This is a genomic window from Nocardiopsis sp. iso_25, assembly GCF_056173305.1.
Map to the genome: position 1 here is coordinate 6,648,193 of NZ_CM149667.1, position 24,481 is coordinate 6,672,673.

Sequence of the window (24,481 nt, forward strand, 5' to 3'; positions counted from 1 at the left end):
GTCGGCGGCCCCGGCGGGCCGCACTCAGCCCCCCGCGGCCGGGAACCCGACCGTCACCACCAGCCCCCCGTCCGGGCGCGCGCGGGCCTCGGCCCGCGCGCCGTGGGCGGAGGCGATCGAGCGGACGATGGCCAGGCCCAGGCCGCTGCCGGGCCGCGCGGTGCGCACCCGGGCGGCGTCGCCCCGGTGGAAGGGCTCGAACAGGCTCTCGGGGTCGGTGACGTTCCCGCCGGTGTTGGCCACCCTCAGCACGGTGCGTCCGGCCGCCGTGCGCACCCGCGCCTCGACCCATCCGCCCGGGACGTTGTAGTGGACCGCGTTGTCCACCAGGTTGCGCACGAGGTGCTCCAGGAGGACCGGGTCCCCCTCCACCTCGGCGGTCGCGAGGTCGGTCCGCAGGTCCACCCCGGCCTCCCGGGCGTCGCGCGCGAGCAGCGCCGAGGCGTTCTCCGCCGCCCCGGCCAGGTCCACCGGCTCGGTGCGGGCGAGGCCGCGGTCGGAGCGCGCGAGCAGGAGCAGCCCCGCGAGGAGGCGTTCGCTGCGGTCCACCGAGTCCAGCACGCGGGTGAACGCGGGCTTGAGGTCCTCGGGGACCCGTCCCTGTGACAGCGGTACCTCCACGGCGGCCTTCTGGACCGCCAGCGGGGTGCGCAGCTCGTGCGAGGCGTTGGCGACGAACCGCCGCTGCGCCTCGAAGGCCCGTTCCAGGCGGGAGAGCATCCCGTCGAAGGTGTCGCCCAGCTCCCGGAACTCGTCGTCGGGGCCGGTCAGCGCCAGCCTGCTGTGCAGGTCGCGCTCGGACAGGTGGCGGGCCGTCTCGGTGACCGCGTGCAGCCTGCGCATCGGCCTGCCCGCGATCAGCCATCCGGCCAGGGCCGCCAGGGCGGCGACGGCCACCAGCACGGCGACCGACGTGGTCAGCAGGTCGGAGAGCACGCCGTCCTGGTAGTCGCCCAGCGGGGTCGTCGGCCCGGACGCGCCCTCCACCTCCTGGAACGGCTCCGCGGAATCCACGGGCGCGGCGGGCCCGACGGCGATGGAGGGCTCCCCTCCGTCCTCCGAGGCGACGATGGTCGCGGCCAGGTCGACGCCCCGGGTCTCCAGGCTGGCGGAGACCATCGCGTAGTTGGCCCCGAGCAGCACCGCCCCGCCCGCGGCGAAGACCGCGGTGTAGACCAGGGTCAGCCTGGTGCGCAGGGTGAGTCCGGCCCTGGCCCCGTCGCCCTTCCCCCTTCTCGCGAACCGCATGTCAGACCCGGTACCCGTGGCCGGGGACGGTCCGGATCACCGGCGGGGCCCCGAGTTTGCGGCGCAGTCCGTGCACCACCACCTTGAGCACGCCGCTGAACGGGTCCAGGTGGGCGTCCCACACCTTCTCGACGAGGTGGGTCGTGCTCACCGGGGCGCCGTCCGCGCGCAGCAGCTCCTCCAGCACACCCAGTTCCTTGGGCGACAGGGAGAGCTCGCGGCCCTCGCGGAAGGCGGTGCGGCGGTTGGTGTCGACCACCAGCCCGGCCCGGGACAGCCGGGGGCGCGCGCCCGGCCGGGACCGGCGTCCCAGCGCGCGGACCCGCGCCAGCAGTTCCGCGTAGGCGAAGGGCTTGGCCAGGTAGTCGTCGGCGCCCAGGTCCAACCCCTCGACCCGGTCCTCCAGTCCTCCGGCCGCGGTGAGCATCAGCACGCGGGCCTCGACCCCGGGGTCCTCGACCAGCCGCAGGCACACCTGGTCGCCGTGCAGGACCGGCAGGTCCCGGTCCAGGACGACCACGTCGTAGTCGTGCACACAGGCCATCTCCAGGCCCGTGTCGCCGTCGTGGCACACGTCCACGGCCATGCCCTCCCCGCGCAGCCCCTCGGCGACGCTCTCGGCCAGCGCCGGTTCGTCCTCCACCACCAGGACCCTCATGCGTCCCCCTCGCTCACGGCCCGCACACCGTCGGCGGCGCCCGGACCAGCACTACCGCCCCGGCGGTTAGGCGGAGGTTAAACCGGCGGGACTCCGCGGCCCTAACCGGTGGCTAACCCGGACTCCGCTGACATGTGCCGTGACGACACGGAGGAGCGGTGCCGGACGGCATCCCCACGGAACAGGAGTGATCGACATGCGCGTGACTGCGGGCCCCCTCGTCGGGGCGGTACTGGCAGGGCTGCTGCTGACCGGATGCGGGGCCCCCGGCGGCGGGGAGTCCGGCGGTGGCGGCGCCGGAGGGGGCGAGGAGGCGTCCATGGAGGAGGCCAGGCTGGAGTTCGCCGAGTGCATGCGCGACAACGGCCATGAGATGCCCGACCCCGAGCCCGACTCCGGGGGCGGCGTCTCCATCGCCCTGCCCGAAGCCGACCGGGAGGGGTTCGAGGAGGCGATGGAGGCGTGCGAGGAGCATCTCCCGGTGGACGAGGACGCCCCCGACCGGGAGGAGGTGTTCGAGCAGGACCTGAAGATGGCCGAGTGCCTGCGGGAGAACGGGATCGACGTCCCCGACCCCAGGCCCGGTGAGAGCCTGACGCTGCCCGTGGACCCGGAGGACGACGAGCACACCGAGGCGTTGACCACCTGTTCCGAGGAGGTCTTCGGCGAGGGCGGCGGCTTCGGCGGCACCACCGGAGCCGGGGGAGGGAACTCGTGAGCGCGGACACCGCGCTCCTCCCCGAGAAGGAGGAGGGGGAGGAGGAGCGGCCGCGCCGCCGCCGCTGGCTCGGTCCGCTGTGGCTGGGCGCGGCGCTGCTCACCCTCGTGGTCCTGTGCGGCGTGGCGTGGGCGGCCGTGCGGGGGCTGCCGGAGGGCTCCCAGGACGGGGAGGCTCCCGGCCCCGGACCGACGGCGCGGGTCGAACGCACCACGCTGCTGCGTGAGGAGACCCTCGACGGCGCCCTGGGGTACGCGGGCGGGGGCACGTTCTTCGCCCGCTCCGACGGCGTGGTCACCCGGCTGCCCGCGGTGGGCTCCGAGCTGACCGCGGGCGACCTCGCCTGGGAGGTCGACGGCAGGCCCACGGTCCTGCTGCACGGGGACAGGCCCGCCTACCGGCCGCTGGCGGCGGGGAGCAGCGGCGAGGACGTGCGCCAGTTCGAGCAGGCGCTGGCCGATCTGGGCTACTCGGGCTTCACCGTGGACGACGAGTACACGTGGCTGACCGCCGGGGCCGTCCGGCGCTGGCAGGACGACACCGAGGGCATGGAGGTCACCGGCGAGGTGCACCCCTCCCAGATCTGGTACACGTCCGGTGCCGTGCGGGTGACCGGGCACGAGGTGGACGTCAGCGCGGGTGTCGCGCCCGCGACACCGCTGCTGACCACCAGTTCCACCCGCCAGGTCGTGCGCGTGGACCTGCCCGTCGACGACCGCGACCTGCTCACCGAGGACGCCGAGGTCACCGTCCAGCTTCCCGGCGGGGAGAGCGTCGCCGGGGCGGTGGAGAGCGTCGGCACCGTCGCCAGCGTCGAGGAGGGGGAGGAGGGCGGGGGCGGAGGCGACCCCACCGTGGAGGTGGTCATCGGCTTGGAGGAGGACGCCGCGGACTTCCTCGATCAGGCGCCGGTCACCGTGGTCGCCCTCGGGGAGTCGCGGGAGGACGTGCTGGCCGCGCCGGTGGGCGCGCTGATCGCGCTGCCGGGGGACCGCTACGGGCTGTCCGTGGTGGACGGCGACGGCACCGTGCGCGACGTGCCGGTGGAAACGGGCTGGTTCTCGGACGGCCGGGTGGAGGTCACGGGCGAGGGGATCGGCGAGGGCACCGAGGTGGTGGTCCCGGAATGAACGCCGCGGAGTTCACCGGGGTGAGCCGCCACTACCCCGGCGGTGTACGGGCCCTGGACGGGGTGGACATGGTCGTGGGCCGCGGGGAGATGCTGGCGATCGTGGGCCCCTCGGGCTCGGGCAAGTCCACCCTGCTCAACCTGCTCGGCACCCTGGACGCGCCGACCTCGGGCACGGTCCGCGTGTTCGGGCACGACGTGGGGTCCCTGCGCGACGACGGGCTGTCCGCGCTGCGGGCGCGCTCGATCGGGTTCGTCTTCCAGCAGTTCCACCTGGCGCCCAACGTGCGGGCCGTGGACAACGTGGCCGACGGCCTGCTGTACTCCGGCGCGTCCGGGCGCGAGCGCAGGCGGCGTGCGCTGGGAGCGCTGGAGCGCGTGGGGCTGGCCGACCGCGCCGACCACCGGCCGCACGAACTGTCCGGCGGGCAGAAGCAGCGCGTGGCGATCGCCCGCGCCGTGGCCTCCTCCCCCCGGATGCTGCTGGCCGACGAGCCGACCGGGGCGCTGGACTCGGCCTCGGGCGCGGTCGTGATGGAACTGCTCGGCGAACTGCACCGGGACGGGGTGACCGTCGTCGTGATCACGCACGACAGGGAGCTGGCCTCGGGCCTGCCGAGGCGGGTGGAGGTGCACGACGGCCGGATCGTCGCCGACTCCGGGCCTCCGGCCCCGGCGGACGCGGGCGTCGGCGGCGCGGCGGGAACGGACGGCTCCGCGCGGACCCGCGACGCGGTGCGGACGGGCTCCGCCGGATCCCGGGCCGGGGAGGTCCGGTGAGGGGCCTGGACGGGAAGGGTGCGGCGGAGGCGCCGCGCGGAGGGGACGCGGAGAGGGAGCCGGACGGGGAGGGCTCGGAAAGGGGCCCGTGGACGCGGCGGCGCGGGCGGAGCCCGGTGAAGGATTCGCCTGCGTGGCGGCGCGGACGCGGCGCGGTGAAGGGTTCGTGGACGCGGCGGCGCGGGCGCGGCTCAGGCCCCAGACCGGCCAGGCTGTCCGTCGCCGACCGGCTGCGGACCGGGGCGAGCGGCCTGCGGGCCCGTCCGACCCGGGTGGTGCTGTCCGCCCTGGGCATCGCCATCGGGATCGCGGCCATGGTCGCGGTGGTGGGCGTCTCGGAGTCGGGCAGGGCCGAGTTGGACGCCCGGATCGGACGCCTGGGCACCAACATGCTGACCGTCGCCCCGGGCAGCGACCTGTTCGGCGGCACCACCACTCTCCCGCCCGAGGCCAAGGGCCGGATCGACCGCATGCCGGAGGTGGAGCGCTCCGCCCAGGTGGAGATGGTGAAGGGTGCGGGCGTCTACCGGAGCGACCTCATCCCCGAGGGCGAGTCCGGGGGGATCGCCGCGTACGGCGTGGAACCGGGGCTCCTGGACACCCTGCGCGCCCGTGTGGACCGGGGCGTGTGGCTGAACCCGGCCACCGCCGACCACCCGTCGGTGGTGCTGGGGCGGGACGCGGCCGCGAGGCTGGGCGTCACCCGGGTCACCCCGGACACCCTCGTGCTCGTCGGGGGCGAGTACTTCGCCGTCGTCGGCATCCTGGACGCGGTGGAACTGGCCCCCGAACTGGACAACGCGGTGCTGGTCGGCCAGGAGGCGGCCGAGGACCTGCTCGGCGCACGGGGCGAGGCCTCCACGATCTACGTGCGCCTGGACCCCGAGCGGGTCGCGGACGCGCGATCGCTGGTCGGGCGCAACGCCAATCCGGAGAGCCCCAACGAGGTGAAGGTGTCGCGCCCCTCGGACGCCCTGGAGGCGCAGCGGGCCGCCGACCAGACCCTCAACGGACTGCTGCTGGGACTGGGCGGGATCTCCCTGCTGGTGGGCGGGGTGGGGGTGGCCAACACCATGGTCATCTCGGTCCTGGAACGCCGCGGGGAGATCGGGCTGCGCCGGGCCCTGGGTGCCACGCGCCGCGACATCCGGACGCAGTTCCTGGTGGAGGCGGTCGTGCTCTCGGCCCTGGGCGGCGCGGCCGGGAGCGTGCTCGGCGTCCTGGCGACGCTGGTCTACGCGACCCTGCGGGGCTGGCCGTTCGCCGTGCCCTGGTGGGCGGGGGCGGGGGCCCTGGCGGCGACGGTCGTCATCGGCGCGGTGGCGGGCCTGGTGCCCGCGTTGCGCGCGGCGGCCCAGCAACCGACCGAGGCGCTCGGTTCCGCCTGATCCCGTGGTGCCGCCGTGGTGCCGCGCCCGACCGGAAGCAGCGGTCGGGCGCGGCCATTGCGTTGGCGGTGCGGGGCTGTCCACAGGCCGAGTTCCGTTGGCCTGAAGGTGACGAAACCCGTTGTGTCGCCGCTCGCGATTTCGTTGCGTTGTTTCGTCACCCGAAAACGCGTTCGGTTACGGCCTGTCGGGAAGCTGCCCGGGGGCACCGAACGGCCGACCGGAGCGGTGCCCGCCGGGGTGCCCCGCCCCGGTGGCCGCGGTGGTCGTGCGGAGGCCGGTGGGCCCCAGGACCGAACGGCGCTGGGCGCTGGCCGACGACGGCCGGGCGGGCCCGGAGGTCGACCCCGCGCCCGGCATACGCGGCGCGACCGACCGGGGCGCCCGCAGACGCGCGACCGCGCGTGCGGCAAAGCCTCCGGCACCCTCAGAAAGCGCCGACGTGCACGGCGCGATCGGTCCACGCCCCGACGGAAAGCGCGACCGCGCGTGCGCGCGCTGTTATGGGAACGCTCCCAAAAAGGGGGATGGGCACCCTCGGGAATCTGGGGGATACTGACCGCCATGGCCGGTACGGTCCCGCTCCGACTGCCTCGCGCCACGGTGTTCGCCGCGGTGTGCACGGGCGTGTCCTCCACCGGCCACGTCCTGGCCTCCGGACACGCGGTGTCGCCGTTCGGCCTCGCGGCGGGGTTCGTGCTCGTCCTCGCCGTCGCCCACGGGCTCTTCCGCTCCGAGCAGCGCCTCGGCCCCCTCGTCGCGACGACGCTGTGGGGACAGGCCGCCCTGCACCTGCTGTTCGCGGTCGCCTCACCGGGCGGCTCCGCGTCGCACGGCGCCGACCACGCGGCCGGTTCCGGGGCGCTGGCCGGAGCCGGGGTCGGGGCGGACATGCTCCTCGCCCACGCCGCCGCCGGGGTGGTGTGCGCGTGGTGGCTGCGCCAGGGGGAACGGGCGGTCTTCGCCCTCGTCGACCTCGTGCGCTCCCTGTTCCGCCGCCTGCTGGTCCTCGCCGCGGCCCCCGCCCTCCCCGCGCGCCGCGGCCCCGCGCGGTTCCGCGGGCGCACGCCGCTCCGGCACGGCGTCGTCCTCCTGTTCCTGCGGCACGTCCGGATCCTGCGCGGACCGCCCGCGGCCTTCCTGTTCTGAGCCACCCGCCGGCGCCGCCAGCGCCCGGCCTCCACCGACACGTCGGTGCCCCAGGCGTGCCCGCACCCCCGGGCCGCCCCCGAACCAGACCCAGGAAGGTCGCCCCCATGACGTCCCATGCCCCCGACCGGCTCGACTCCCCCGAGCCGCCTCCCCCTCCGAACAGCCGCTCCTCCGTCTGGGCGGCCCTGCGCCAACTCCTCCTACGCCTGCACTTCTACGCCGGAGTCCTCGTCGCGCCGTTCATCGCCGTGGCCGCCCTCACCGGACTGCTGTACGCGTACGCGCCGCAGCTGGAACAGGTGCTCTACGCCGACCAGCTCCGCGTCGCCCCCGGCGACAGCGCGCTGCCCCTCCAGGAACAGGTGGACACCGCGGTCGCCGCCCATCCCGAGGGAACGCTGAGCGCCGTGCGCCCGGGCACGGCCCCCGACGAGAGCACCCGCGTCCTGCTGGACGTGGAGGGTCTCCCCGAGAGCTACCGGCTCGCCGTCTTCGTCGACCCCTACAGCGGCGAACTCCTCGGTGAGACGACCAGCTACGGCAGCAGCGGCGCGCTGCCCGTGCGGTCGTGGCTGTCCGAACTCCACCGCCACCTGCACCTGGGAGAGTTCGGCCGCCTGTACGGCGAACTCGCCGCGAGCTGGCTGTGGGTGGTCGCGCTGGGCGGCGTCGTGCTGTGGACCGCGCGCCGGCGCAGGGCCCGCCGTCTGCGCCGCACCCTGCTGCCCGAGCCCTCCGCCAAGGGGCGGAACCGGACCATGTCCTGGCACGGGTCGCTCGGCATCTGGGCCGTGGTCGGCCTGCTGATGGTGTCCGCCACCGGGCTGACCTGGTCCCGGTTCGCCGGGGCCAACGTCACCGACATGCGGGTGGCCCTCGGCTGGACCACGCCGTCGCTGTCGGCGCCCGCCCCGTCGGAGCACGCGGACCACGAGGAGCAGTCGGACCACGCGGGGCACGGGGACCACGGCGGACACGGTGACCACGCGGACCACGGCTCGGCCGGGCAGGACGTGGACCTGGACACGGTCCTGGAGTCGGTGCACGCCGCGGGGATCGACGGTCCGATGGAGATCTCGGTGCCCGTGGAGGAGGGCGCTCCCTTCACCGTCCAGGGGACCGGGCGGAGCTGGCCCGTGCACCAGGACGCGGCGGCCGTGGACGCGACGAGCGGCGAGGTGGTCGAGGAACTGCGGTTCGAGGACCACCCCTTCGTGGCCAAGCTGTCCACGTGGGGGATCGCCTTCCACATGGGCCTGCTGTTCGGCCTGCCGAACCAGCTCCTGCTGACGGGGATCGCCCTGTCCGCGCTGTTCCTCGTGTTCTGGGGCTACCGGATGTGGTGGCTGCGCCGCCCGACCCGGGACACCGCGTTCTCCGTGGGACGGCCGCTCGCCCCGCGCGGGACCTGGCGCGGGCTGCCGTGGTGGTGCCTGGCCCTGGTCGCCGCGGCGGCGGTGGGCGTCGGCCTGTTCCTGCCGGTGTTCGGGGTCTCCCTGCTGGCCTTCCTCGTGGTGGACGCGGCCCTGGGCCTGCGGCGTGGGCGCACGCGCCCGGAGTCAGTACCCAAGCCGTGACCGCTGCCGGGGCCGGACGCGCCCGCCGCGTCCGGCCCCGGCGGGCCCGCCGCTCCGCGCCGGACCGCCGACGGGCGCGGATGAAGAATTCCTCATGTTCGTTTCATCTCGTATTCCCCCGCGCCCGGAAGGCTCGGGGAGTATGAGATCACCACTGTTGTTGCTGTTAGCGGGCACCGTCGCGGCCTTCCTGGTCGCGGGGGCGGTCCTGGTGTGGGCGATGCCCGAGCGCACCCCGGACACCGCCGCCCCGGGTGAGGTGGTGGTCGGGGAGTCCCCCGGCGCCAGCCCCGCCCCTCCCTCCGACGAGGACGTCGTCCCTCCCCCGCCGCCGATCACCGACCACGACGGCGACGGGACCCCCGACGCGGAGGACCCCGACCACTCCGGGGCGTCGGACGAGCCCTCGTCGTCCCCCTCCGCGACCCCGAGTCAGGCCCCCGCTCCCACCTGCGGTGACGACAGCGGCGATGATGATGACGACGACTGCGACGATGACGGCGACTACGAGGGCGGCGACGATGACGACTGAGGGTCGTTACGACGGGGACGCCCCGACCGAGGACCTCAGCGGCGTGGTCGGCGGGAACACCTGGGGTGCGTCGGCGCACACCGACATGAACTCCACCATGGTCATGAGGGGCCCCCAGCCGGAGGTGCCGCAGAAGCGGCGCGTCCCCGCCAGACTCCTCATCATGGCCTGGGTCGTCCTGCTGATGGCCGCCGTCCTCGTCCTGGTCAACATCCTCACCTGGAGCGCGCTCACCGCGCGCAACGACGAGCGCGTGGACAGGGCCCTGTCCCAGGAGATCGGCGAGTTCCAGGAGTTCGCCGCCGTGGGCGTGGACCCGAACACGGGTGAGCCCTTCACCGACGTCTCCACCCTCATCCGGCTCCACCTGGCCCGCCAGTACCCCGACCGGGCCGAGATCCTGTTCGGCTGGGTGGAGGAGTCGGCCTCCGGCGGAGGCGCGGGCGGCGCCCCGGACGCCGGGGCCCAGCCCGGACGCATCCGCCAGGGCCAGGAGCCGCCCTTCGACGTGTCCGCGGATCCCGCGATGGTCGCGGAGGTGCTGGAGGCGTCCAGCGCCCGCGGAACCCTGGACACCCCCGCCGGTCCGATGCGGTGGGAGAAGATCCGCGCCCTGCCCCCGGGCGGCGGCACCGACGCCTCGGGCGCGGGATGGTTCGTCATCGGCTACTTCACCGAGGCCGACGAGGACACGGTCACCTCCACCACGCAGACGATCGCGCTGGTCAGCCTGGCCGGGCTGATCGCGGCGAGCACCGCGGCCTGGTGGGTGGCGGGCCGCTTCCTCGCGCCCGTGCGCCTGGTCCGGCAGACGGCCGCGCACATCACCGAGGAGGACCTGACCCGGCGCATCGACGTGTCCGGGCGGGACGACATCGCCGCGCTCGCCGAGCAGTTCAACAGCATGCTGGACCGGTTGGAGGGCGCCTTCACCGCCCAGCGGCAGTTCGTGGACGACGCCGGGCACGAGCTGCGCACGCCCATCACCATCGTGCGCGGCCACCTGGAGCTGATGGGCGACGACCCCGAGGAGCGGCGCGAGGTCGTGCGCCTGGTCACCGACGAGCTGGACCGGATGAGCCGGATCGTGGAGGACCTGCTGCTGCTCGCCAAGGCCCAGCAGCCCGACTTCCTGCGCGAGGAGGAGGTGTCCCTGGCCGAGCTGACCAGCGACATCGACGCCAAGGTGCGCAGGCTCGGCGACCGCGACTGGCGCCTGGAGTCGCTGGCCGAGGGGGTCGCCCGCCTCGACCCGCAGCGCGTCACGCAGGCCGTGGTGCAGTTGGCCGCCAACGCGGTGCGGCACACCGAGCCGGGGTCGACGCTGCGCGTGGGCTCGGGGTTCAGCGGCGACGACGTGCTGTTCTGGGTCTCCGACCAGGGGCCCGGCATCCCGGCCGAGGAGCACGGCCGGATCTTCGAGCGCTTCTCGCGGGGCAGCGGGGCGGCCAGGGGGGACCGGGGCGCCGGTCTGGGCCTGGCCATCGTCCGCGCCATCGCCGAGGCCCATCACGGGCGGGTGGACCTGCGTTCCGCGCCGGGCGCCGGTTCGACGTTCACCCTCGTCATCCCCATCGGAAAGAGGTACGTGTGAGTCGCATCCTCATCGTCGAGGACGAGGAGCGGATCGCCTCGTTCGTCCGCAAGGGCCTGGACGCCAGCGGGTTCACCACCACCGTGGTGGGCACGGGGGCGGAGGCCGTGGACTACGCGGTGACCGGCGGGTTCGACCTGATGCTGCTGGACCTGGGCCTGCCGGACACCGACGGGTTCGACGTGCTGCGGCGCGTGCGCTCGCTGGGCGTGGACATACCCGTGGTCATCCTGACCGCGCGCGACGGCGTGCGGGACACGGTGACGGGCCTGGAGATCGGGGCCGACGACTACGTCACCAAACCGTTCCGGTTCGAGGAGCTGCTGGCCCGGGTGCGGCTGCGGATGCGCAACGAGCGCCCCACCGAGCTGACGGTGCTGCGCGCGGGCGGCCTGGCCCTGGACCTGCGCACGCGGCGGGTGGCGGTGGAGGGGACGTCCGTGGACCTGACCGCGCGCGAGTTCTCCCTGCTGGAGCTGCTGATGCGCCACCCGGGCCAGGTGCTCACCAGGCAGCAGATGCTGTCTCACGTGTGGGGCTACGACTACGACCCCGGGTCGAACGTGGTGGACGTGTTCGTGCGGGCGCTGCGCCGCAAGGTGGGCGCGGAGCGGATCGTGACCGTGCGCGGGATGGGTTACCGGTTGACCGGGTGAAACGGGTGGCCCGCAGCGGCCCGGTGTGACCCCGGATGGCCGGTGTGACACCGGATGACCGGCGTGTTCCGGGGAGGCAGGGCCCCGGTGTGCGGCGGGCGATGTCCCGGTGACGAGGGGGCGGAGGTGTCGGTGACGCCTCCGCCCCCTCGCCTGTGTCGCGGATGACCGGCGCATGACAAACATGAGGGTTCCCTCATCCACTCCTCATGGGTTCCTCACCGCCCGTCCAGAGGATGAACACATGTTCTGGTTCGCACTGGCGGTCAACACGACCGCGATCATCGTCCTGTCGTACGCCATCTACTTCCGCCGCCACGGGCGGCGCGACCTGCTGCTGGCCTACGTGGCGCTCAACACCGGCATCTTCGCCGTGGTGTCCATGCTGACCAACCAGGAGGTCGGCCTGGCGGTCGGCTTCGGTCTGTTCGGCGTGCTGTCGATCCTGCGCCTGCGGTCGGACCTCATCAGCCAGGGGGAGATCGGCTACTACTTCACGGCGATCGCCCTGGGGCTGGTCAACGCGGTGGCGGCCCCGATGCCCTGGGTGCTGCTGGGCCTCAACGCCCTGCTGCTCACCGGCATGTACGCGGCCGACCACCCGCGCCTGCTCTCGCGGCACGAGCGCCGCATCCTGACCCTGGACGTGGTGCACGAGGACCCCGTGGCGCTGCGCCAGGACCTGGAGGCGCGGCTGCGCGGCCGGGTCACGAAGATCGAGGTCACCGAGGTCGACTACGTGCGCGACCTGATGATCGTGGACGTGCGGTTCCGAGCGCCCCGGATCGCGTCGGCCCCCGGCTCCGGACGCGGGTTCGGACAGGGCTTCACCTCCGTGGCGGGACGGACGGGACGCCGATGAGCACAGCCGTCCTCGCCCCCGCGCAAGCCCTCGTCACCGTGGAGACACCCATGACCCTGGACGCCCTGAGACCCGTGGAAACGCCCGCTCCGCCGGACGTTCCCTCCCCGGTCCTCGCGGGGCTGCGCCCGATGTCGCTCGCCGAGATCAACGAGCGCGCCGCCCTGGTGACCCGGACCTGCCGCAAGTACCTGGTGCCCGTCGAGCTGCTGGAACCGCTGTTCGCGTCCGCCGGGGAGCGGTTCGGGGTGCTGACCATCGACGGGCAGCGGGACTTCCGGTACTCGTCCACCTACTTCGACACCCCCGACCTGCGGACCTTCCACGACCACCGGCAGGGGCGGCGGGTGCGCTTCAAGGCCCGGACGCGCACGTACGTGGACACGGGAACGCGCATGTTCGAGATCAAGCTCAAGGGCGCGCGCGGGATCACCGACAAGACGCGGATCGCCTACACGGGGCCGCCGGACCGGATGACCCCCGAGGCCCGGCGGTTCCTGGACGACACCCTGGTCTCGTACGGCATCGAGGCACCGGACGTGCTGAGGGCCAGCGCGGTGACCGACTACCGGCGCACGACGGTGGTGGCCTTCTCGGGTGAGGAACGGGTGACGGTGGACACCGGCCTGGTCGGCTACCGGGCGGGCTGGTCGGTGCGGATGCGCCCGGAGGCGGTGCTGCTGGAGATCAAGACGCGCGGCGGACTCACCGCGACCGAGCGCAGGCTGCACGAGCACGGGGTCCGGGAGGCGCGGTTCACCAAGTACGGGGCGACGGTGGCCGCGCTGGAGCCCCGGCTACGGGGCAACCGGTGGCACCGGGCGATGGGCGCGTGCCTGGACCACCCGGTGCCGTGCACCCTGGAGCGGGCGCGGGTGGGGGCAGCGCTTGTTCGCTGACCGGCCGCCGACGGGCGCGGGAACCCACCGCGCCCGGCCCTGGCCGGTTCGGCCGAGGCCGCCCGAACATCTCGTGCGCGAATACTTTCAATTCCGGCATGAGGGATTTTTTGGATAGGGCCAGCAGTTAACGCTGGCCCCTTTTTTATGTCCTCTGAACTGGCACGACAGGAGACAAGGGAACTTTTCCCGGCCGTTTCGCGGAAAAAGTGCTCCGCCCGAACAGGCGTGCCCTAATCTGGCTGCGACCACACAACTGAACCCACACGATGACCCCGCAACGGTTAACTGCCGTTCGGGGCCGCGGCCAGCAACTTCAACACCTTTAGACAAGGAACCTGCCAGCATGCGCCAGTTTAGCGCTGCCGTTCTCAGCCGTGCCCTCGGCCCGCTGATCGCCTTCTTCTCCGCGCCGTGCGGACGCCACTCCACGGTGGCCGGTCGCCGCCGACGCCGCTCCACCCGCGTGCGGCGCTACGTCCCCGCCCCTCCCCCGGCACCGCTTCCACCTCCCCGTCTCGCTCCGCCCAGCACGTCTTTTCCGGCCGGGGACATCGCCCTGGCCAGGCCCTACTTCGCCGCCCACGAGCGCTCACGCGCCGCTGTGTCCGGCACCCGCGCGCCCCGCGTCCCGGCACCCCGTGTTCCCGAACTCCGGACCTCCGCCGCGCCCCGGGGCCCCGGACTCGCCTCCGAGACGGAGGAGGTCCGGCGCGCGTTCGCCCTCGCCGTGGAACGCGCCGCCGCCCTGCGCCAGCAGTGGAAGGACGATCCCGGCGACGACCTGCTCGGTGAGCCCGCGCCCCGTTCCGGGGTGGTCAGGGCCGCCGGACCCCGGGAGCAGTACGTGCTCTCCGGTCTGCCGCACACCCGGCTCGACCGACAGCGCCAGGCCGCACCCGCGTGACTTCACCACCGACAAGGAGAGGTATGCCCAGCCGAGCCCATGAGATCCCACTACGGATCATCCAGAACCAACCAGCCCTGGCCTCAGTGCTGCTCAAGGAGTCCTTGGGATTCGATGTCCCCCACCACACCGAGGCACTGCCCACCACTTCGGTTCTCACCAACTGCGACCCGAAGGAACTCAACAGCGACGGAGCCACACTGCTCCGCGACGGGACCCGCAACGTGCTGGCGGTCGTCGTGGAACGCCAGCACGACCGGGACAAGGAGAAGCGGGCGAGTTGGCCCGCCTACCTGGTCAACCTGCACGTCCGCCTGGAGTGCCCCGCCGTGCTCGTGGTCCTGTGCCCCGACGACGCGATGGCGCGCTGGTGCGCCAAGCCCATCAGCATCGGCCATCCCGGCTTCATGCTGAGGCCGTTGGTGATCGGTCCGGGCAACACTCCCGTCGTCACCGATGTGGAGCAGGCACGCGCGATGCCCGAACTCGCGGTGCTGTCGGCCTACGCCCACGGGGACACCGACCCGCGCACCCTGAAAACGGTGGTGGAGGCACTTGACTCCACCGCTCCGAAGAACCGCACGTTTTACTATGACTACGTACTGGCCGGTCTTCAGGAGGCCGCCCGGAAGGAGTTGGAGGGCTTGATGGCCTTGGACACCTACAAGTGGCAGAGCGACTTCGCCCGCAAGTACGTCCATATGGGCCGCGAGGAAGGCCGGGAGGAAGGCCGCGAAGAGGGCCGGGAGGAAGGCCGGGAGGAGGGCCGTGCGGCCGAGGCCGCGAACAGCGTCCTGCTCTTCCTCGACGCACGCGGCCTGACCGTCTCCGACGAGGTCCGCCAGCGCGTCGAATCCTGCACCGACCTGGAGACCCTGCGGACGTGGATCCGTCGCGCCGGCGAGGTCGAGCGCGCGGAGGACATCTTCGGCTGACACGCCCGCGACCAGCTCAAAGGTTTCACGTGAAACCTCGCTGAGCTGCGGGAACGAGGTAGCCACCGTCCCGTATCCGATCGGGACGGTGGCCTGTCGCGATGCCTCTCCCGCTACCGGAGGGGCGCCGCGATCTCCAGAGATTACCGGGTCCGTCCCCGCCGTCGACGGGACCTTCGCCCCTCAGGAGGAGGCGCTCAGGTCCACCCGGCGCAGGAGTTGGGCGTTGAGCGCCACGATGATCGTGGACAGGCTCATCAGCACCGCTCCCACGGCCGGGGCGAGCACGATCCCGACCGGCGCCAGCGCCCCGGCGGCCAGCGGGACGGCGACGACGTTGTATCCGGCGGCCCACACGAGGTTCTGCACCATCTTGCGGTAACCGGCCGCCGACAGCTCGCGGACCGCCACCACGCCGCGCGGGTCGTCCGAGGCCAGCACGACCCCGGCGGACTCGATCGCCACGTCGGTGCCCGCGCCGATCGCGATGCCGACGTCCGCCCTGGCCAGGGCGGGCGCGTCGTTCACACCGTCACCGACCATCGCCACCCGGTTCCCCCTCGACTGGAGGTCGCGGACCACGGCGTCCTTCTGGTCGGGCAGGACCTGGGCGAAGACCTCGTCGAGGCCGAGCCGCTCGGCCACGGCGTCGGCCACGTTGCGGGCGTCGCCGGTCACCATCGCGACGCGCACACCCCGCTCCTGGAGCCGCCGGACGGCCGCGGCCGACTCGGGGCGGACCTCGTCGGCCAGCGCCAGGGCACCGGCCACCTCGCCGTCCACGAGCACGTGCAGCACCGTCGCGCCGCGCTCACGCCAGGGCCCGGTGCGTCCGGCCAGGTCGTCCGGCTCGGTGAGACCGAGCGACTCCAGCAGGGACGGGCCGCCCACGTGCACGTCGGAGCCCTCGACCGAGGCGCGGACACCGCGTCCGGTCAGCGACCGGAAGCCGGTGGCGGCGGGTACCGCACCCGCCTCCCACGCCGCCCGGACGATCGCCCTGGCGAGCGGGTGCTCGGAGTCGGCCTCGACCGCACCGGCCAGGGCCACCATCCGCTCGGAGGTGTGCCCGGAGGCGGCGGCGGTGTCGGTGACGGCGGGGGCGCCCCTGGTCAGGGTGCCGGTCTTGTCGAAGAGCACGGTGTCCACGAGGCGGGTCCGCTCCAGGGCCATGCGGTCCTTGACCAGGATGCCGTTGCGGGCGGAGACGGCCGTGGAGATCGCGATGACCAGCGGGATCGCCAGCCCCAGGGCGTGCGGGCAGGCGATGACCAGGACGGTCACGGTGCGTTCGACGGCCTCGGTGGCCTCGCCGAGCAGGGTCCACACGGCGGCCGTGAGCACGGCGGCGACCAGGGCGAACCAGAACAGGAGGGCGGCGGCCCGGTCGGCGAGCGCCTGCGAGCGCGAACGGGACTCCTGCGCCTCGCTGACGAGCCGCTGGATACCGGCCAGGGCGGTGTCCTCGCCGACGGCGTCGACGCGGACCCGGACGGAGGAGTCGGTGGCGACGGTCCCGGCGACGACGCGGTCGCCCTCGGAGCGGGTGACCGTGCGGGACTCGCCGGTGATCATCGACTCGTCCATGGCGGCGCCGCCCCCGACCACGGTGCCGTCGGCGGGGACGCGCCCGCCGGAGCGGACCAGGACGGTGTCGCCGGTGCGCAGGTCGGCGAGGCCCACCTCCTCGATCCCCCCGTCGGCGCCGACCCTCTCGGCGCGGTCGGGCAGGAGCGCGGCCAGGGCCTCCAGGGCGCCGGACGCCTGGCCGAGGGCGCGCATCTCCAGCCAGTGGCCGAGGAGCATGACCACGACCAGCAGGACCAGCTCCCACCAGAAGTCGAGTTCCATGCCCACCACGCCGAACGTGGCGAGCACGCTGGAGCCGAAGGCGACGGTGATCGCCATGGCGACCAGGGTCATCATGCCGGGCCTGCGCTCGCGGAGCTCGCCGACGACGCCGGAGAGGAAGGGCCAGCCGCCGTAGAGGTAGACGACGGTGCCGAGTACCGGCGGCACCCAGGTCAGCGCGGAGGGAACCTGGTAGCCGAGCCAGCCGGAGATCATGTGGCTGGTGAGAACCACGGGAACACTGAGTAGCAGGCTCCACCAGAAGCGGGTCCGGAACATCGCGGCGTGGTCCCCGTGGCCGCCGTGCCCCCCGTGACCGGCGTGCTCACCGTGTCCCGGGGCGTCTCCGTGGCCGTGCGGTCCGTGTTCACCTGCGGTCATGTCGTTCTCCCCCTCACTCTCGCAATATACCCCTCAGGGGTATCTACGGGACAGACGTCCACCCCGTCGGCGTGTCACTACAAGCAATATACCCCTCAGGGGTATTCCCACAAGGGATGACGGCTCATTCCCCGTTCCGGAACCGGGGTCTTCCGCCACGGTCCCGCCCCGCCTCCGCCGGAGGGATCGGAGTCGTCCGCGCCCGACGCCGGGTCCGGGTGTCCCGCACAGCGCTACCCCGCACGACGCCCCCGCACGGGTTCCCTCCGGGAGCGCCGGGGTAGACCGATGCCGAGTGGACCTGGAGGAACACCATGGCCGGACGCGAGATCGACGAACGCGGGCTCCTGAGCGGCCCGCACACCACCGAACGCCCCCGTGCCACGAGCACGGCGGTCTACACGGCCCACTTCGACGCGCCGCCCGACCGGGTGTTCGCGTTCTGCACGAGCCGGTCGGGACTGGAGGACTCCATGCCCGGCGGGGTACGCGTCCTGCGCTGGCCCGAGGCGGGCTTCGCCGTGGGCGAGACGATGGTGATGCGCTGGCGCCTGGCCGGACTCCTCCCCGTGCGCTGGGTCGGCGTCATCGACTCCTTCGAGGAGGGCGACCACTTCACCGACCTCCAGCTGCGCGGCATGTTCCGGTACTTCCGGCACACGCACACGACGGCACCCGAGGGGGCCGGGACCGCCTACACGGACCGGGTGGAATTCGCCAGCCTCTTCGGTCCCGTTGTGGACAGAACCGTACTAAGGTTTGTGATGGACCGGATGTTCCTGCAACGTCTGGCCCGCATGCGGGAACTGGTGGAGGCCGGGGCCTGACCGCGGGGAGCCCTCACGGCTCCCCCACGTCGGTTCCACGGACCCGCCAGCGCCCCCACCAGCACGTACGCGGTGCGTCGACACGTCGGCGCACCCGGCCCCGTCCCGGACGGGCGTCGGGACCGCGGACGAGCGCGGCGCCCGCCGGACCGGGTCCGACGGGCGCGGTGCCACGGCTGGGAGAGCGGCTCAGTCCCTCGCGGGAAGTGCGCCGTCCCCCTCGCCGTACCAGGGCCACCACTGCGTGGTGCGCCCGGACGGGATCATCCGGTCCAGCCGGATGGTCACCCTCAGTGCGAAACCGCCCGCGACCATCCCCGCCATCAGATCCGTGAACCAGTGGAAGTGCAGGTAGATCGAGACGATGGACTGGAGCAGGGCGATGGCGACGATGCAGTACGCCAGGCGCCGGATGATGTGCGGCCGGGCCGCCCCGAACCGGATGATCAGGAAGAGCACCAGGCCGTAGATGAGGATCGCGTTCGCCCCGTGGCCGGACGGGAAGGCCACGTTGCCCGGGCCCATGAAGAAGTCGGGGTTGAACTCCTTGGCGTGCCCGCGGTTGATGGCCAGCTTCATCACCGACACCAGGGACATCATCCCCACCACGCCGACCGCGCCCAGCACGATCGGACGCCAGCTGCGATGCCAGTAGGCCAGTTGGAGCGCGGTGACGCCCAGGACCGGCAGCGCGACCGCACGGGAGGCGACGGTGTCCGGCCACAGGATCATGGGCTCGCGGAGCGTGTCCCAGTAGGGCCGGGGCAGCTCGTTCAGGAAGTTGTCGACCGGGTGCAGCGGCCCCGCGGCCAGCATCGTCATGACGAGCAGCGCCACGGCGAGCATGATGGCGATGCGGTCCGACGCGATTCCCCACGCGATCTCGCTCACACTGGGCCATCGGACCGGGCGCACGACGGGCCGCCCAGGGTCGTACACGGTGGTACGCACCATGGGGATCGGCCCGCTGTAGGGTCCCGGGAGCGGTGTCGCCCGCTCTTGCCTGTCGTGTGGCTCGGTCAACTGCCTCGCCCGTGGATGTCGTCGTGTCCTCGAAGAGTGCGTCATGTGCTCAGTGCTGTCTCACACGTCGTGGGCTTGCCTGTGGCACTTGTGAAGCGTGGGGGACGGGCTAGCCGTGGTTACTGGAACTGATCTGACGTCCTCAGCGCCGACTCGGAGTGGACATGACGGAGAGTTCACTACTCTCCGCCCACTCCGTTCGACGGCCGGTCCTTCGGGCTGGTTCACTACGTCGTGACCGGCCTCTGGGCAGGATCGGCGTCCGAGGAACAAGGGGTGTCGACCGTGGCGTCTACGGTGCGCCGTGTGCTCGGCCCGGACCAGTCGGCGCGGACCGCTTGAGCGCGGATGAAGGCGGCGCAGGTCAGCGCGCCTCATCGAACTCCTCGTCGTTACGTGCGTCACGCTCCGTACAGCTTTGTGTGAATATTGCCGACAGATGAGCCTACCCGGCCGGCTCCCCCCGTCGGTGGTGTGGTGGCCCACGTGCGTTCGCCGCCACCTCGGACTTTGCCCCACGCCCCGACACTGGACGTTGGCGGTTCACCGCCATGCGACCTGTTCGTGAGCCTTCTGTTAGCGGTTCGAGGCCTGCTGTCCGGTTGACCCGCGGGTGTGTGGCACTCTTCAGAGAGCTTGTACGACGCTGAGCGAGCCGGTCCGCGCACGGGCCGTGTGCTGGACGTGGAACGGAAGGGCCCTGGATGGTCGACCTGCCCCAGTTGCCGGATGATCCCTCGAAGCTGGCCCGTGAGCCGCTCAGGGAGCAGATCCGGCAGGTACTGGTCGAGGGTTTGCTGTCCGGTCGCTGGCAGCCAGGCGAGCGGATCGTGGAACGCCGCGTCGCCACGGAGCTGCGGGTGAGCCAGGCCCCGGTGCGCGAGGCGCTGCGCGAGCTGGAGACCCTGCGCCTGATCGAGACCGTCCCCAACAAGGGCGCCCGGGTGCGGGCCTTCGGCGTCCAGGACATGGCGGAGATCTACCCCGTGCGCGCCGGACTGGAGCTGGTCGCGGCGCAGTTGGCCGCGCCCCGGCTGGCCGACGACCCCTCCCCCCTGGAGCGGGAGGTGGAGGCGCTCCAGCGGGCGACCGCCCGGGGCGACGTGTCCGAGCAGATCCGGCACAGCGTGGAGTTCCACCGCGAGGTCGTGCGCGCCGCCCGCAACAGCGTGCTGCTGCACACCTGGGAGTCGCTGGGCGTGGAGGTGTGGACCGCGCTGTCGGTGCGCTGGCTGAACATGGAGCTGCACGCCAAGGCCGCCGACCACGCCCAGATCACGCGCGCCTTCGTCGAGGGCGACCCCGCGGTGGGACAGATGCTCAGCGACCACGTGCTCAACTACGTGGAGGCCGCGCTGAAGTCCCACGAGAGCGCCCGCTGACCCATGGCCCCGGGGCCGCCCGACGCCGCTGTTCCACCAGAGCGCGGTGACCTGCCCCGTCGCATCGAAACCGGACCTTCTGGCATAGAGTTGTATTGATCGATCATCGATCAGACCGTAGAGTGTGCGCGACACACATCACACACGAGCGAACCCCTCCCGGGCAAGCGGAGTCGTTCATCCGGCCGGTGGACGAACCCGCGCGACCGGCAACCGCCGCGCCGGACCACGGACGCATACGCGGGTGCAGACCGGGAAGCAATGCGGCAGGGGTTCTGCGGACAACTGCACACGAGACCCCACCAGCGCTTCGTGTCCGGGAGAGGACGAGCCACCCTCCCCCGGGACGCGCCCCGCAACAGCCACAGAGCGCCGCCACCGCATGAGCCGGGTGGCTGCGCACGCCACGGTCGCACCCGACAGCGCGGCCACGGCGGGCCTGGCACCCCGGTCCACAGACCCGGGGCCCCAGGCCTTCTCGTACGTAGAAAGGCACACCATGGCTGACACGGCCAAGCCGAAGGGCCGCACCGCCAGGTCCTCAGGGACCCGGCGGCGCACCACCCGCAAGGACACCTCCCCCGGTCTCGCCGACGAGAAGCCCGACACCCTCCTCGACTACTACCGCCAGATGGTCTTCATCCGGCGGTTCGAGGAGCGCACGGCCCAGGCCTACACCCAGGCCAGGATCGGCGGCTACTGTCACCTCAACCTCGGCGAGGAGGCCACGGTCGTCGGCCTGATGACCGCCCTCCAGGAGCGCGACTACCTGTTCACGAACTACCGTGACCACGGGTACGCGATCGGCAAGGGCATGGACCCCAAGCGGGTCATGGCCGAGCTCTACGGGCGCGCCGACGGCGTGTCCAAGGGCTGGGGCGGCTCGATGCACATGTACGACACCGAGACCCGCATGCTCGGCGGCTACGGCATCGTCGGCGGACAGCTGCCGCTGGCCGCCGGCGCCGCGCTGGCCGTCTCCTACCGGGGCGGCGACGAGGTCGTCATGTGCCAGATGGGCGACGGCACCACCAACATCGGCGCCTGGCACGAGACGCTCAACATCGCCAAGCTGTGGAACCTGCCGATCGTCTTCGTGGTGATCAACAACTTCACCGGCATGGGCACCACGGTCGAGATGTCCTCCGCCGAGCCCGACCTGTACAAGCGCGGCGCCGCCTTCCGCATCGAGGGCGAGCGCGTGGACGGCCGCGACGTGCTCGCGGTCCGCGACACCGCGTCCAGGCTCATCGAGCGCGCCCGCGAGGAGCAGACCCCGTTCCTGCTGGAGGCGTGGAGCTACCGGATGAAGGGCCACTCCGTGGTCGACCCGGCCAAGTACCGCACCGACGAGCAGAAGGACGAGGCGCGGTCGGAGGAGAACGACCCGATCGCCCTGTTCGAGGCCAGGCTCACCGAGGAGGGCGTCCTCACCGACGAGCTGCGCGAGGAGATCGCCGCCTCCGTCAAGGCCGAGGTCGCCGAGGCCGCGGACTTCGCCGAGAACAGCCCGCACCCGGAGGTCTCCACCCTCTTCGACTACACCTACGCCACCCCGGTGCCCAACGAGTCCACCCGCATGCCCGCCGACCCGGTGTTCGCGGAGTAGGGAAGGAACCCACATGTCTGTGATCACTTACCGCCAGGCTCTGCGGGACACCCTTCGCGCCGAGATGGTCCGCGACGAGAACGTCCTCGTCATGGGCGAGGAGATCGGCGTCTTCGAGGGCTCCTACAAGATCACCGAGGGCCTGCTCAAGGAGTTCGGCCCGCGCAGGGTCAAGGACACCCCGATCGCCGAGGAGGGCTTCGTCGGCGCGGCCGTCGGCGCGGCCATGCTGGGCCTGCGCCCGGTCGTCGAGCTGATGACGATCAACTTCTCGCTGATCGCCATCGACCAGATCATCAACCACGCCGCCAAGATCTACGGCATGTTCGGCGGACAGACGAGCGTGCCCATGGTCATCCGCACGCCCGGCGGCGGCGGCCAGCAGCTCGGCGCCACGCACTCGCAGAACATCGAGCTGTTCTACTCGTTCATCCCCGGCCTGAAGGTGCTCGCTCCCAGCACCCCGGCCGAGGCCTCGCAGATGCTGCGCGCGGCGATCCGCGACGACGACCCGGTCCTGTTCCTGGAGAACCTGGGCCTGTACAACTCCAAGGGCGAGGTCCCCGACGACTACGCCGAGCCGGAGAACGACAACGTCGCCACGATCGGCCGCGCCAAGGTCACCCGCGAGGGCAGCGACATCACCCTCATCGGCTACTCCCGGATGGCCATGGTCGCGAACCAGGTCGCCGAGAAGCTGGCCGAGGAGGACATCGACGTCGAGGTCGTCGACCTGCGCAGCCTGCGGCCGCTGGACCGCCAGACCTTCGTGGACTCGGTCAAGAAGACCGGCTCCGCGGTGATCTGCGAGGACGACTGGCTGACCTACGGGATCGGCGCGGAGATCGCCGCCTCGATCCAGGAGGGCGCCTTCGACTACCTCGACGCCCCGGTCCGCCGGGTGGCGATGGCGGAGGTCCCCATGCCCTACGCCAAGCCGCTGGAGACGGCGGCCCTGCCGTCGGTCGAGTCGATCAGCACCGCCATCAAGGAGACCCTGAGCGCCGTCGGCAAACGGGTCGGGTAGAGGGAGTTTCAAGCATGAGCGAGATCCAGATGCCGCGCCTCTCCGACACCATGGAGGAAGGCGTCATCAGCACGTGGGTCAAGAACGTGGGCGACAAGGTCGCCTCCGGTGACGTCCTGGTCGAGATCGAGACCGACAAGGCCGTCATGGAGTACGAGGCCTACGAGGACGGCTACCTGGTCAAGCAGTCCGTCTCCGAGGGTGAGACGGTGCCGATCGGCGCGGTCATCGGCGTGATCGCCGACTCCCCGGACGCGGTGCCCGAGGACTCCGGCGACGGCGGCTCGGAGCCCGAGCCCGCCAAGGAGGAGCAGGGCGAGAAGGCGGAGGAGATCCAGGAGGCCGCCGAGGGCACGGAGAAGGAGGCGGAGGAGTCCGAGGAATCCGCCCCGGCCTCCGGCGACGAGGCCGCGCGCCCGCGCACCTCCCCGCTGGCCCGGCGTCTGGCCAAGGAGTACGGCCTGGACATCAACAGGATCCAGGGGTCGGGCCCCAAGGGCCGGATCGTGCGCGCCGACATCGAGGCCGCCCGGGAAAGCGGTGCCGCCGAGCAGGCCGCACCCGCCGCGCAGTCCAAGGAGGAGGCCAGGCCCGCCGCGGAGAAGGCGGCGACCGCTCCCGCCTTCGACGACGGCCGCGCCTCCGAGGAGCTCAAGGTCAGCAACGTGCGCAAGGTGATCGCGCGCCGCCTGACCGAGAGCAAGCAGACGGTGCCGCACTTCTACCTGCGCCGCACGATCGACGCCGAGGCGCTCAAGGCCTTCCGCGCGCAGATCAACGAGCAGCTGTCCAGCACGGGCGTGAAGGTCAGCTTCAACGACCTGATCGTCAAGGCCAGCGCGACGGCGCTGAAGCTGCACCCGGCGGTGAACACCTCGTGGGTGGACGACAAGCTGCTCCAGCACCACCGGGTCAACGTGGGTGTGGCCGTGGCCGTGGACGCCGGGCTCGTGGTGCCGGTGCTGCACGACACGGACAAGGCGACGCTGTCGGAGATCTCCACGCGCACGCGCGAGCTGGCGGGCAAGGCCCGTGACGGCAAGCTCAAGCCGCAGGAGATGAGCGGCGGCACGTTCAGCGTGTCCAACCTGGGCATGTTCGGCGTGGACAGCTTCTCTGCGGTGATCAACCCGCCGGAGGCGGCCATCCTCGCGGTCGGCGCGATGCGCCAGGAGCCGGTGGTCGTGGACGGCGAGGTCGCCGTGCGCAACCGGATCTCCCTGGAGCTGTCGGTGGACCACCGCGCGGTGGACGGCGCCGTGGGCGCCGCCTTCCTCAAGGACCTCGCGGAGATCCTTGAGGAGCCGATGCGGATCATCCTGTAGCGTCCGGCGCTCGGTACACGC

The 24,481-nt window shown here is 72.4% G+C and carries 22 protein-coding genes; 18 read left to right on the top strand and 4 right to left on the bottom strand.

Going from position 1 to position 24,481, the window contains the following annotated elements; translation table 11 throughout:
• Nucleotides 1-24: 24 nt before the first annotated feature.
• Nucleotides 25-1,248: a sensor histidine kinase gene (locus AC0VX6_RS28340; RefSeq protein ID WP_274975524.1), complete on the bottom strand. Its 1,224-nt coding sequence runs from the start codon at nt 1,246-1,248 to the stop codon at nt 25-27.
• A 1-nt stretch (nt 1,249) separates the two neighbouring features.
• Complete coding sequence (locus AC0VX6_RS28345) at nt 1,250-1,906, bottom strand: response regulator transcription factor (RefSeq protein ID WP_274975525.1); 657 nt, start codon at nt 1,904-1,906, stop codon at nt 1,250-1,252.
• A gap of 196 nt (nt 1,907-2,102) precedes the next feature.
• Between AC0VX6_RS28345 and AC0VX6_RS28350 the strand changes: the two genes are divergently transcribed.
• The 13 genes from AC0VX6_RS28350 to AC0VX6_RS28410 all read left to right on the top strand — a co-directional run bounded on the left by AC0VX6_RS28350 (nt 2,103) and on the right by AC0VX6_RS28410 (nt 15,035).
• Nucleotides 2,103-2,624: a hypothetical protein gene (locus tag AC0VX6_RS28350; RefSeq protein ID WP_274975526.1), complete on the top strand. Its 522-nt coding sequence runs from the start codon at nt 2,103-2,105 to the stop codon at nt 2,622-2,624.
• The gene (locus AC0VX6_RS28355; protein WP_475466967.1) at nt 2,621-3,754 is read left to right on the top strand and encodes a peptidoglycan-binding protein; all 1,134 of its coding nucleotides are present in this window, start codon (nt 2,621-2,623) and stop codon (nt 3,752-3,754) included. The genes AC0VX6_RS28350 and AC0VX6_RS28355 overlap by 4 nt, the downstream gene beginning before the upstream one ends.
• On the top strand, nt 3,751-4,533 hold the full coding sequence (locus AC0VX6_RS28360; protein WP_274975528.1) for an ABC transporter ATP-binding protein: 783 nt from the start codon (nt 3,751-3,753) through the stop codon (nt 4,531-4,533). The genes AC0VX6_RS28355 and AC0VX6_RS28360 overlap by 4 nt, the downstream gene beginning before the upstream one ends.
• Before the next feature lie 155 nt (nt 4,534-4,688).
• Nucleotides 4,689-5,921: an ABC transporter permease gene (locus tag AC0VX6_RS28365; protein ID WP_475469464.1), complete on the top strand. Its 1,233-nt coding sequence runs from the start codon at nt 4,689-4,691 to the stop codon at nt 5,919-5,921.
• A 564-nt stretch (nt 5,922-6,485) separates the two neighbouring features.
• Entirely contained in the window at nt 6,486-7,070 is a 585-nt protein-coding gene (locus AC0VX6_RS28370; RefSeq protein ID WP_475466969.1) for a hypothetical protein, read from the top strand.
• A gap of 107 nt (nt 7,071-7,177) precedes the next feature.
• Nucleotides 7,178-8,650 (top strand): PepSY-associated TM helix domain-containing protein, encoded by a 1,473-nt coding sequence (locus AC0VX6_RS28375; RefSeq protein ID WP_475466970.1) that lies wholly within the window; start codon nt 7,178-7,180, stop codon nt 8,648-8,650.
• A gap of 142 nt (nt 8,651-8,792) precedes the next feature.
• Nucleotides 8,793-9,182 carry a hypothetical protein gene (locus AC0VX6_RS28380; RefSeq protein ID WP_475466972.1) on the top strand — a complete coding sequence of 130 codons (390 nt, stop codon included), beginning with the start codon at nt 8,793-8,795 and terminating at the stop codon, nt 9,180-9,182.
• Nucleotides 9,172-10,776, top strand: a complete 1,605-nt coding sequence (locus AC0VX6_RS28385) for a sensor histidine kinase (protein ID WP_475466973.1) — start codon at nt 9,172-9,174, stop codon at nt 10,774-10,776. Before AC0VX6_RS28380 ends, AC0VX6_RS28385 begins: the two co-directional genes overlap by 11 nt.
• Nucleotides 10,773-11,432, top strand: a complete 660-nt coding sequence (locus tag AC0VX6_RS28390; protein ID WP_013155784.1) for a response regulator transcription factor — start codon at nt 10,773-10,775, stop codon at nt 11,430-11,432. The genes AC0VX6_RS28385 and AC0VX6_RS28390 overlap by 4 nt, the downstream gene beginning before the upstream one ends.
• Nucleotides 11,433-11,676: 244 nt before the next feature.
• Complete coding sequence (locus AC0VX6_RS28395; RefSeq protein WP_475466974.1) at nt 11,677-12,294, top strand: DUF4956 domain-containing protein; 618 nt, start codon at nt 11,677-11,679, stop codon at nt 12,292-12,294.
• Nucleotides 12,291-13,193 (top strand): polyphosphate polymerase domain-containing protein, encoded by a 903-nt coding sequence (locus tag AC0VX6_RS28400; protein WP_475466976.1) that lies wholly within the window; start codon nt 12,291-12,293, stop codon nt 13,191-13,193. Before AC0VX6_RS28395 ends, AC0VX6_RS28400 begins: the two co-directional genes overlap by 4 nt.
• A 346-nt stretch (nt 13,194-13,539) precedes the next feature.
• Nucleotides 13,540-14,100 carry a hypothetical protein gene (locus AC0VX6_RS28405; protein ID WP_475466977.1) on the top strand — a complete coding sequence of 187 codons (561 nt, stop codon included), beginning with the start codon at nt 13,540-13,542 and terminating at the stop codon, nt 14,098-14,100.
• Between the two features lie 23 nt (nt 14,101-14,123).
• Nucleotides 14,124-15,035: a hypothetical protein gene (locus tag AC0VX6_RS28410; protein ID WP_475466979.1), complete on the top strand. Its 912-nt coding sequence runs from the start codon at nt 14,124-14,126 to the stop codon at nt 15,033-15,035.
• A 183-nt stretch (nt 15,036-15,218) separates the two neighbouring features.
• Here the strand turns inward: AC0VX6_RS28410 and AC0VX6_RS28415 are convergent, their stop codons facing one another.
• Complete coding sequence (locus AC0VX6_RS28415; RefSeq protein WP_475466981.1) at nt 15,219-17,267, bottom strand: heavy metal translocating P-type ATPase; 2,049 nt, start codon at nt 17,265-17,267, stop codon at nt 15,219-15,221.
• 314 nt (nt 17,268-17,581) lie between these two features.
• Between AC0VX6_RS28415 and AC0VX6_RS28420 the strand changes: the two genes are divergently transcribed.
• A complete protein-coding gene (locus AC0VX6_RS28420; protein WP_475466982.1) occupies nt 17,582-18,094 on the top strand; it encodes an SRPBCC family protein in 513 nt (170 codons plus the stop codon).
• Between the two features lie 189 nt (nt 18,095-18,283).
• Here the strand turns inward: AC0VX6_RS28420 and AC0VX6_RS28425 are convergent, their stop codons facing one another.
• Nucleotides 18,284-19,048 (bottom strand): phosphatase PAP2 family protein, encoded by a 765-nt coding sequence (locus AC0VX6_RS28425; protein ID WP_274975539.1) that lies wholly within the window; start codon nt 19,046-19,048, stop codon nt 18,284-18,286.
• 773 nt (nt 19,049-19,821) lie between these two features.
• Here AC0VX6_RS28425 and AC0VX6_RS28430 point away from each other — a divergent pair.
• The 4 genes from AC0VX6_RS28430 to AC0VX6_RS28445 all read left to right on the top strand — a co-directional run bounded on the left by AC0VX6_RS28430 (nt 19,822) and on the right by AC0VX6_RS28445 (nt 24,460).
• On the top strand, nt 19,822-20,499 hold the full coding sequence (locus AC0VX6_RS28430; RefSeq protein WP_475466985.1) for a GntR family transcriptional regulator: 678 nt from the start codon (nt 19,822-19,824) through the stop codon (nt 20,497-20,499).
• Nucleotides 20,500-20,998: 499 nt separating this feature from the next.
• Complete coding sequence (gene pdhA / locus AC0VX6_RS28435; protein ID WP_248772812.1) at nt 20,999-22,108, top strand: pyruvate dehydrogenase (acetyl-transferring) E1 component subunit alpha; 1,110 nt, start codon at nt 20,999-21,001, stop codon at nt 22,106-22,108.
• Nucleotides 22,109-22,121: 13 nt separating this feature from the next.
• Nucleotides 22,122-23,135 (top strand): alpha-ketoacid dehydrogenase subunit beta, encoded by a 1,014-nt coding sequence (locus tag AC0VX6_RS28440; protein ID WP_248772813.1) that lies wholly within the window; start codon nt 22,122-22,124, stop codon nt 23,133-23,135.
• Nucleotides 23,136-23,149: 14 nt separating this feature from the next.
• Entirely contained in the window at nt 23,150-24,460 is a 1,311-nt protein-coding gene (locus tag AC0VX6_RS28445; RefSeq protein WP_274975540.1) for a dihydrolipoamide acetyltransferase family protein, read from the top strand.
• Nucleotides 24,461-24,481 lie beyond the last annotated feature (21 nt).

Coding starts and splice junctions, on each gene's coding strand:
- AC0VX6_RS28385 (WP_475466973.1), top strand. CDS start 9,172: ATGACGACTGAGGGTCGTTACGACGGGGACGCCCCGACCGAGGACCTC.
- AC0VX6_RS28425 (WP_274975539.1), bottom strand. CDS start 19,048: ATGGTGCGTACCACCGTGTACGACCCTGGGCGGCCCGTCGTGCGCCCG.
- AC0VX6_RS28370 (WP_475466969.1), top strand. CDS start 6,486: ATGGCCGGTACGGTCCCGCTCCGACTGCCTCGCGCCACGGTGTTCGCC.
- pdhA (WP_248772812.1), top strand. CDS start 20,999: ATGGCTGACACGGCCAAGCCGAAGGGCCGCACCGCCAGGTCCTCAGGG.
- AC0VX6_RS28400 (WP_475466976.1), top strand. CDS start 12,291: ATGAGCACAGCCGTCCTCGCCCCCGCGCAAGCCCTCGTCACCGTGGAG.
- AC0VX6_RS28360 (WP_274975528.1), top strand. CDS start 3,751: ATGAACGCCGCGGAGTTCACCGGGGTGAGCCGCCACTACCCCGGCGGT.
- AC0VX6_RS28415 (WP_475466981.1), bottom strand. CDS start 17,267: ATGACCGCAGGTGAACACGGACCGCACGGCCACGGAGACGCCCCGGGA.
- AC0VX6_RS28440 (WP_248772813.1), top strand. CDS start 22,122: ATGTCTGTGATCACTTACCGCCAGGCTCTGCGGGACACCCTTCGCGCC.
- AC0VX6_RS28395 (WP_475466974.1), top strand. CDS start 11,677: ATGTTCTGGTTCGCACTGGCGGTCAACACGACCGCGATCATCGTCCTG.
- AC0VX6_RS28405 (WP_475466977.1), top strand. CDS start 13,540: ATGCGCCAGTTTAGCGCTGCCGTTCTCAGCCGTGCCCTCGGCCCGCTG.
- AC0VX6_RS28340 (WP_274975524.1), bottom strand. CDS start 1,248: ATGCGGTTCGCGAGAAGGGGGAAGGGCGACGGGGCCAGGGCCGGACTC.
- AC0VX6_RS28350 (WP_274975526.1), top strand. CDS start 2,103: ATGCGCGTGACTGCGGGCCCCCTCGTCGGGGCGGTACTGGCAGGGCTG.
- AC0VX6_RS28380 (WP_475466972.1), top strand. CDS start 8,793: ATGAGATCACCACTGTTGTTGCTGTTAGCGGGCACCGTCGCGGCCTTC.
- AC0VX6_RS28375 (WP_475466970.1), top strand. CDS start 7,178: ATGACGTCCCATGCCCCCGACCGGCTCGACTCCCCCGAGCCGCCTCCC.
- AC0VX6_RS28430 (WP_475466985.1), top strand. CDS start 19,822: ATGGTCGACCTGCCCCAGTTGCCGGATGATCCCTCGAAGCTGGCCCGT.
- AC0VX6_RS28445 (WP_274975540.1), top strand. CDS start 23,150: ATGAGCGAGATCCAGATGCCGCGCCTCTCCGACACCATGGAGGAAGGC.
- AC0VX6_RS28345 (WP_274975525.1), bottom strand. CDS start 1,906: ATGAGGGTCCTGGTGGTGGAGGACGAACCGGCGCTGGCCGAGAGCGTC.
- AC0VX6_RS28420 (WP_475466982.1), top strand. CDS start 17,582: ATGGCCGGACGCGAGATCGACGAACGCGGGCTCCTGAGCGGCCCGCAC.
- AC0VX6_RS28410 (WP_475466979.1), top strand. CDS start 14,124: ATGCCCAGCCGAGCCCATGAGATCCCACTACGGATCATCCAGAACCAA.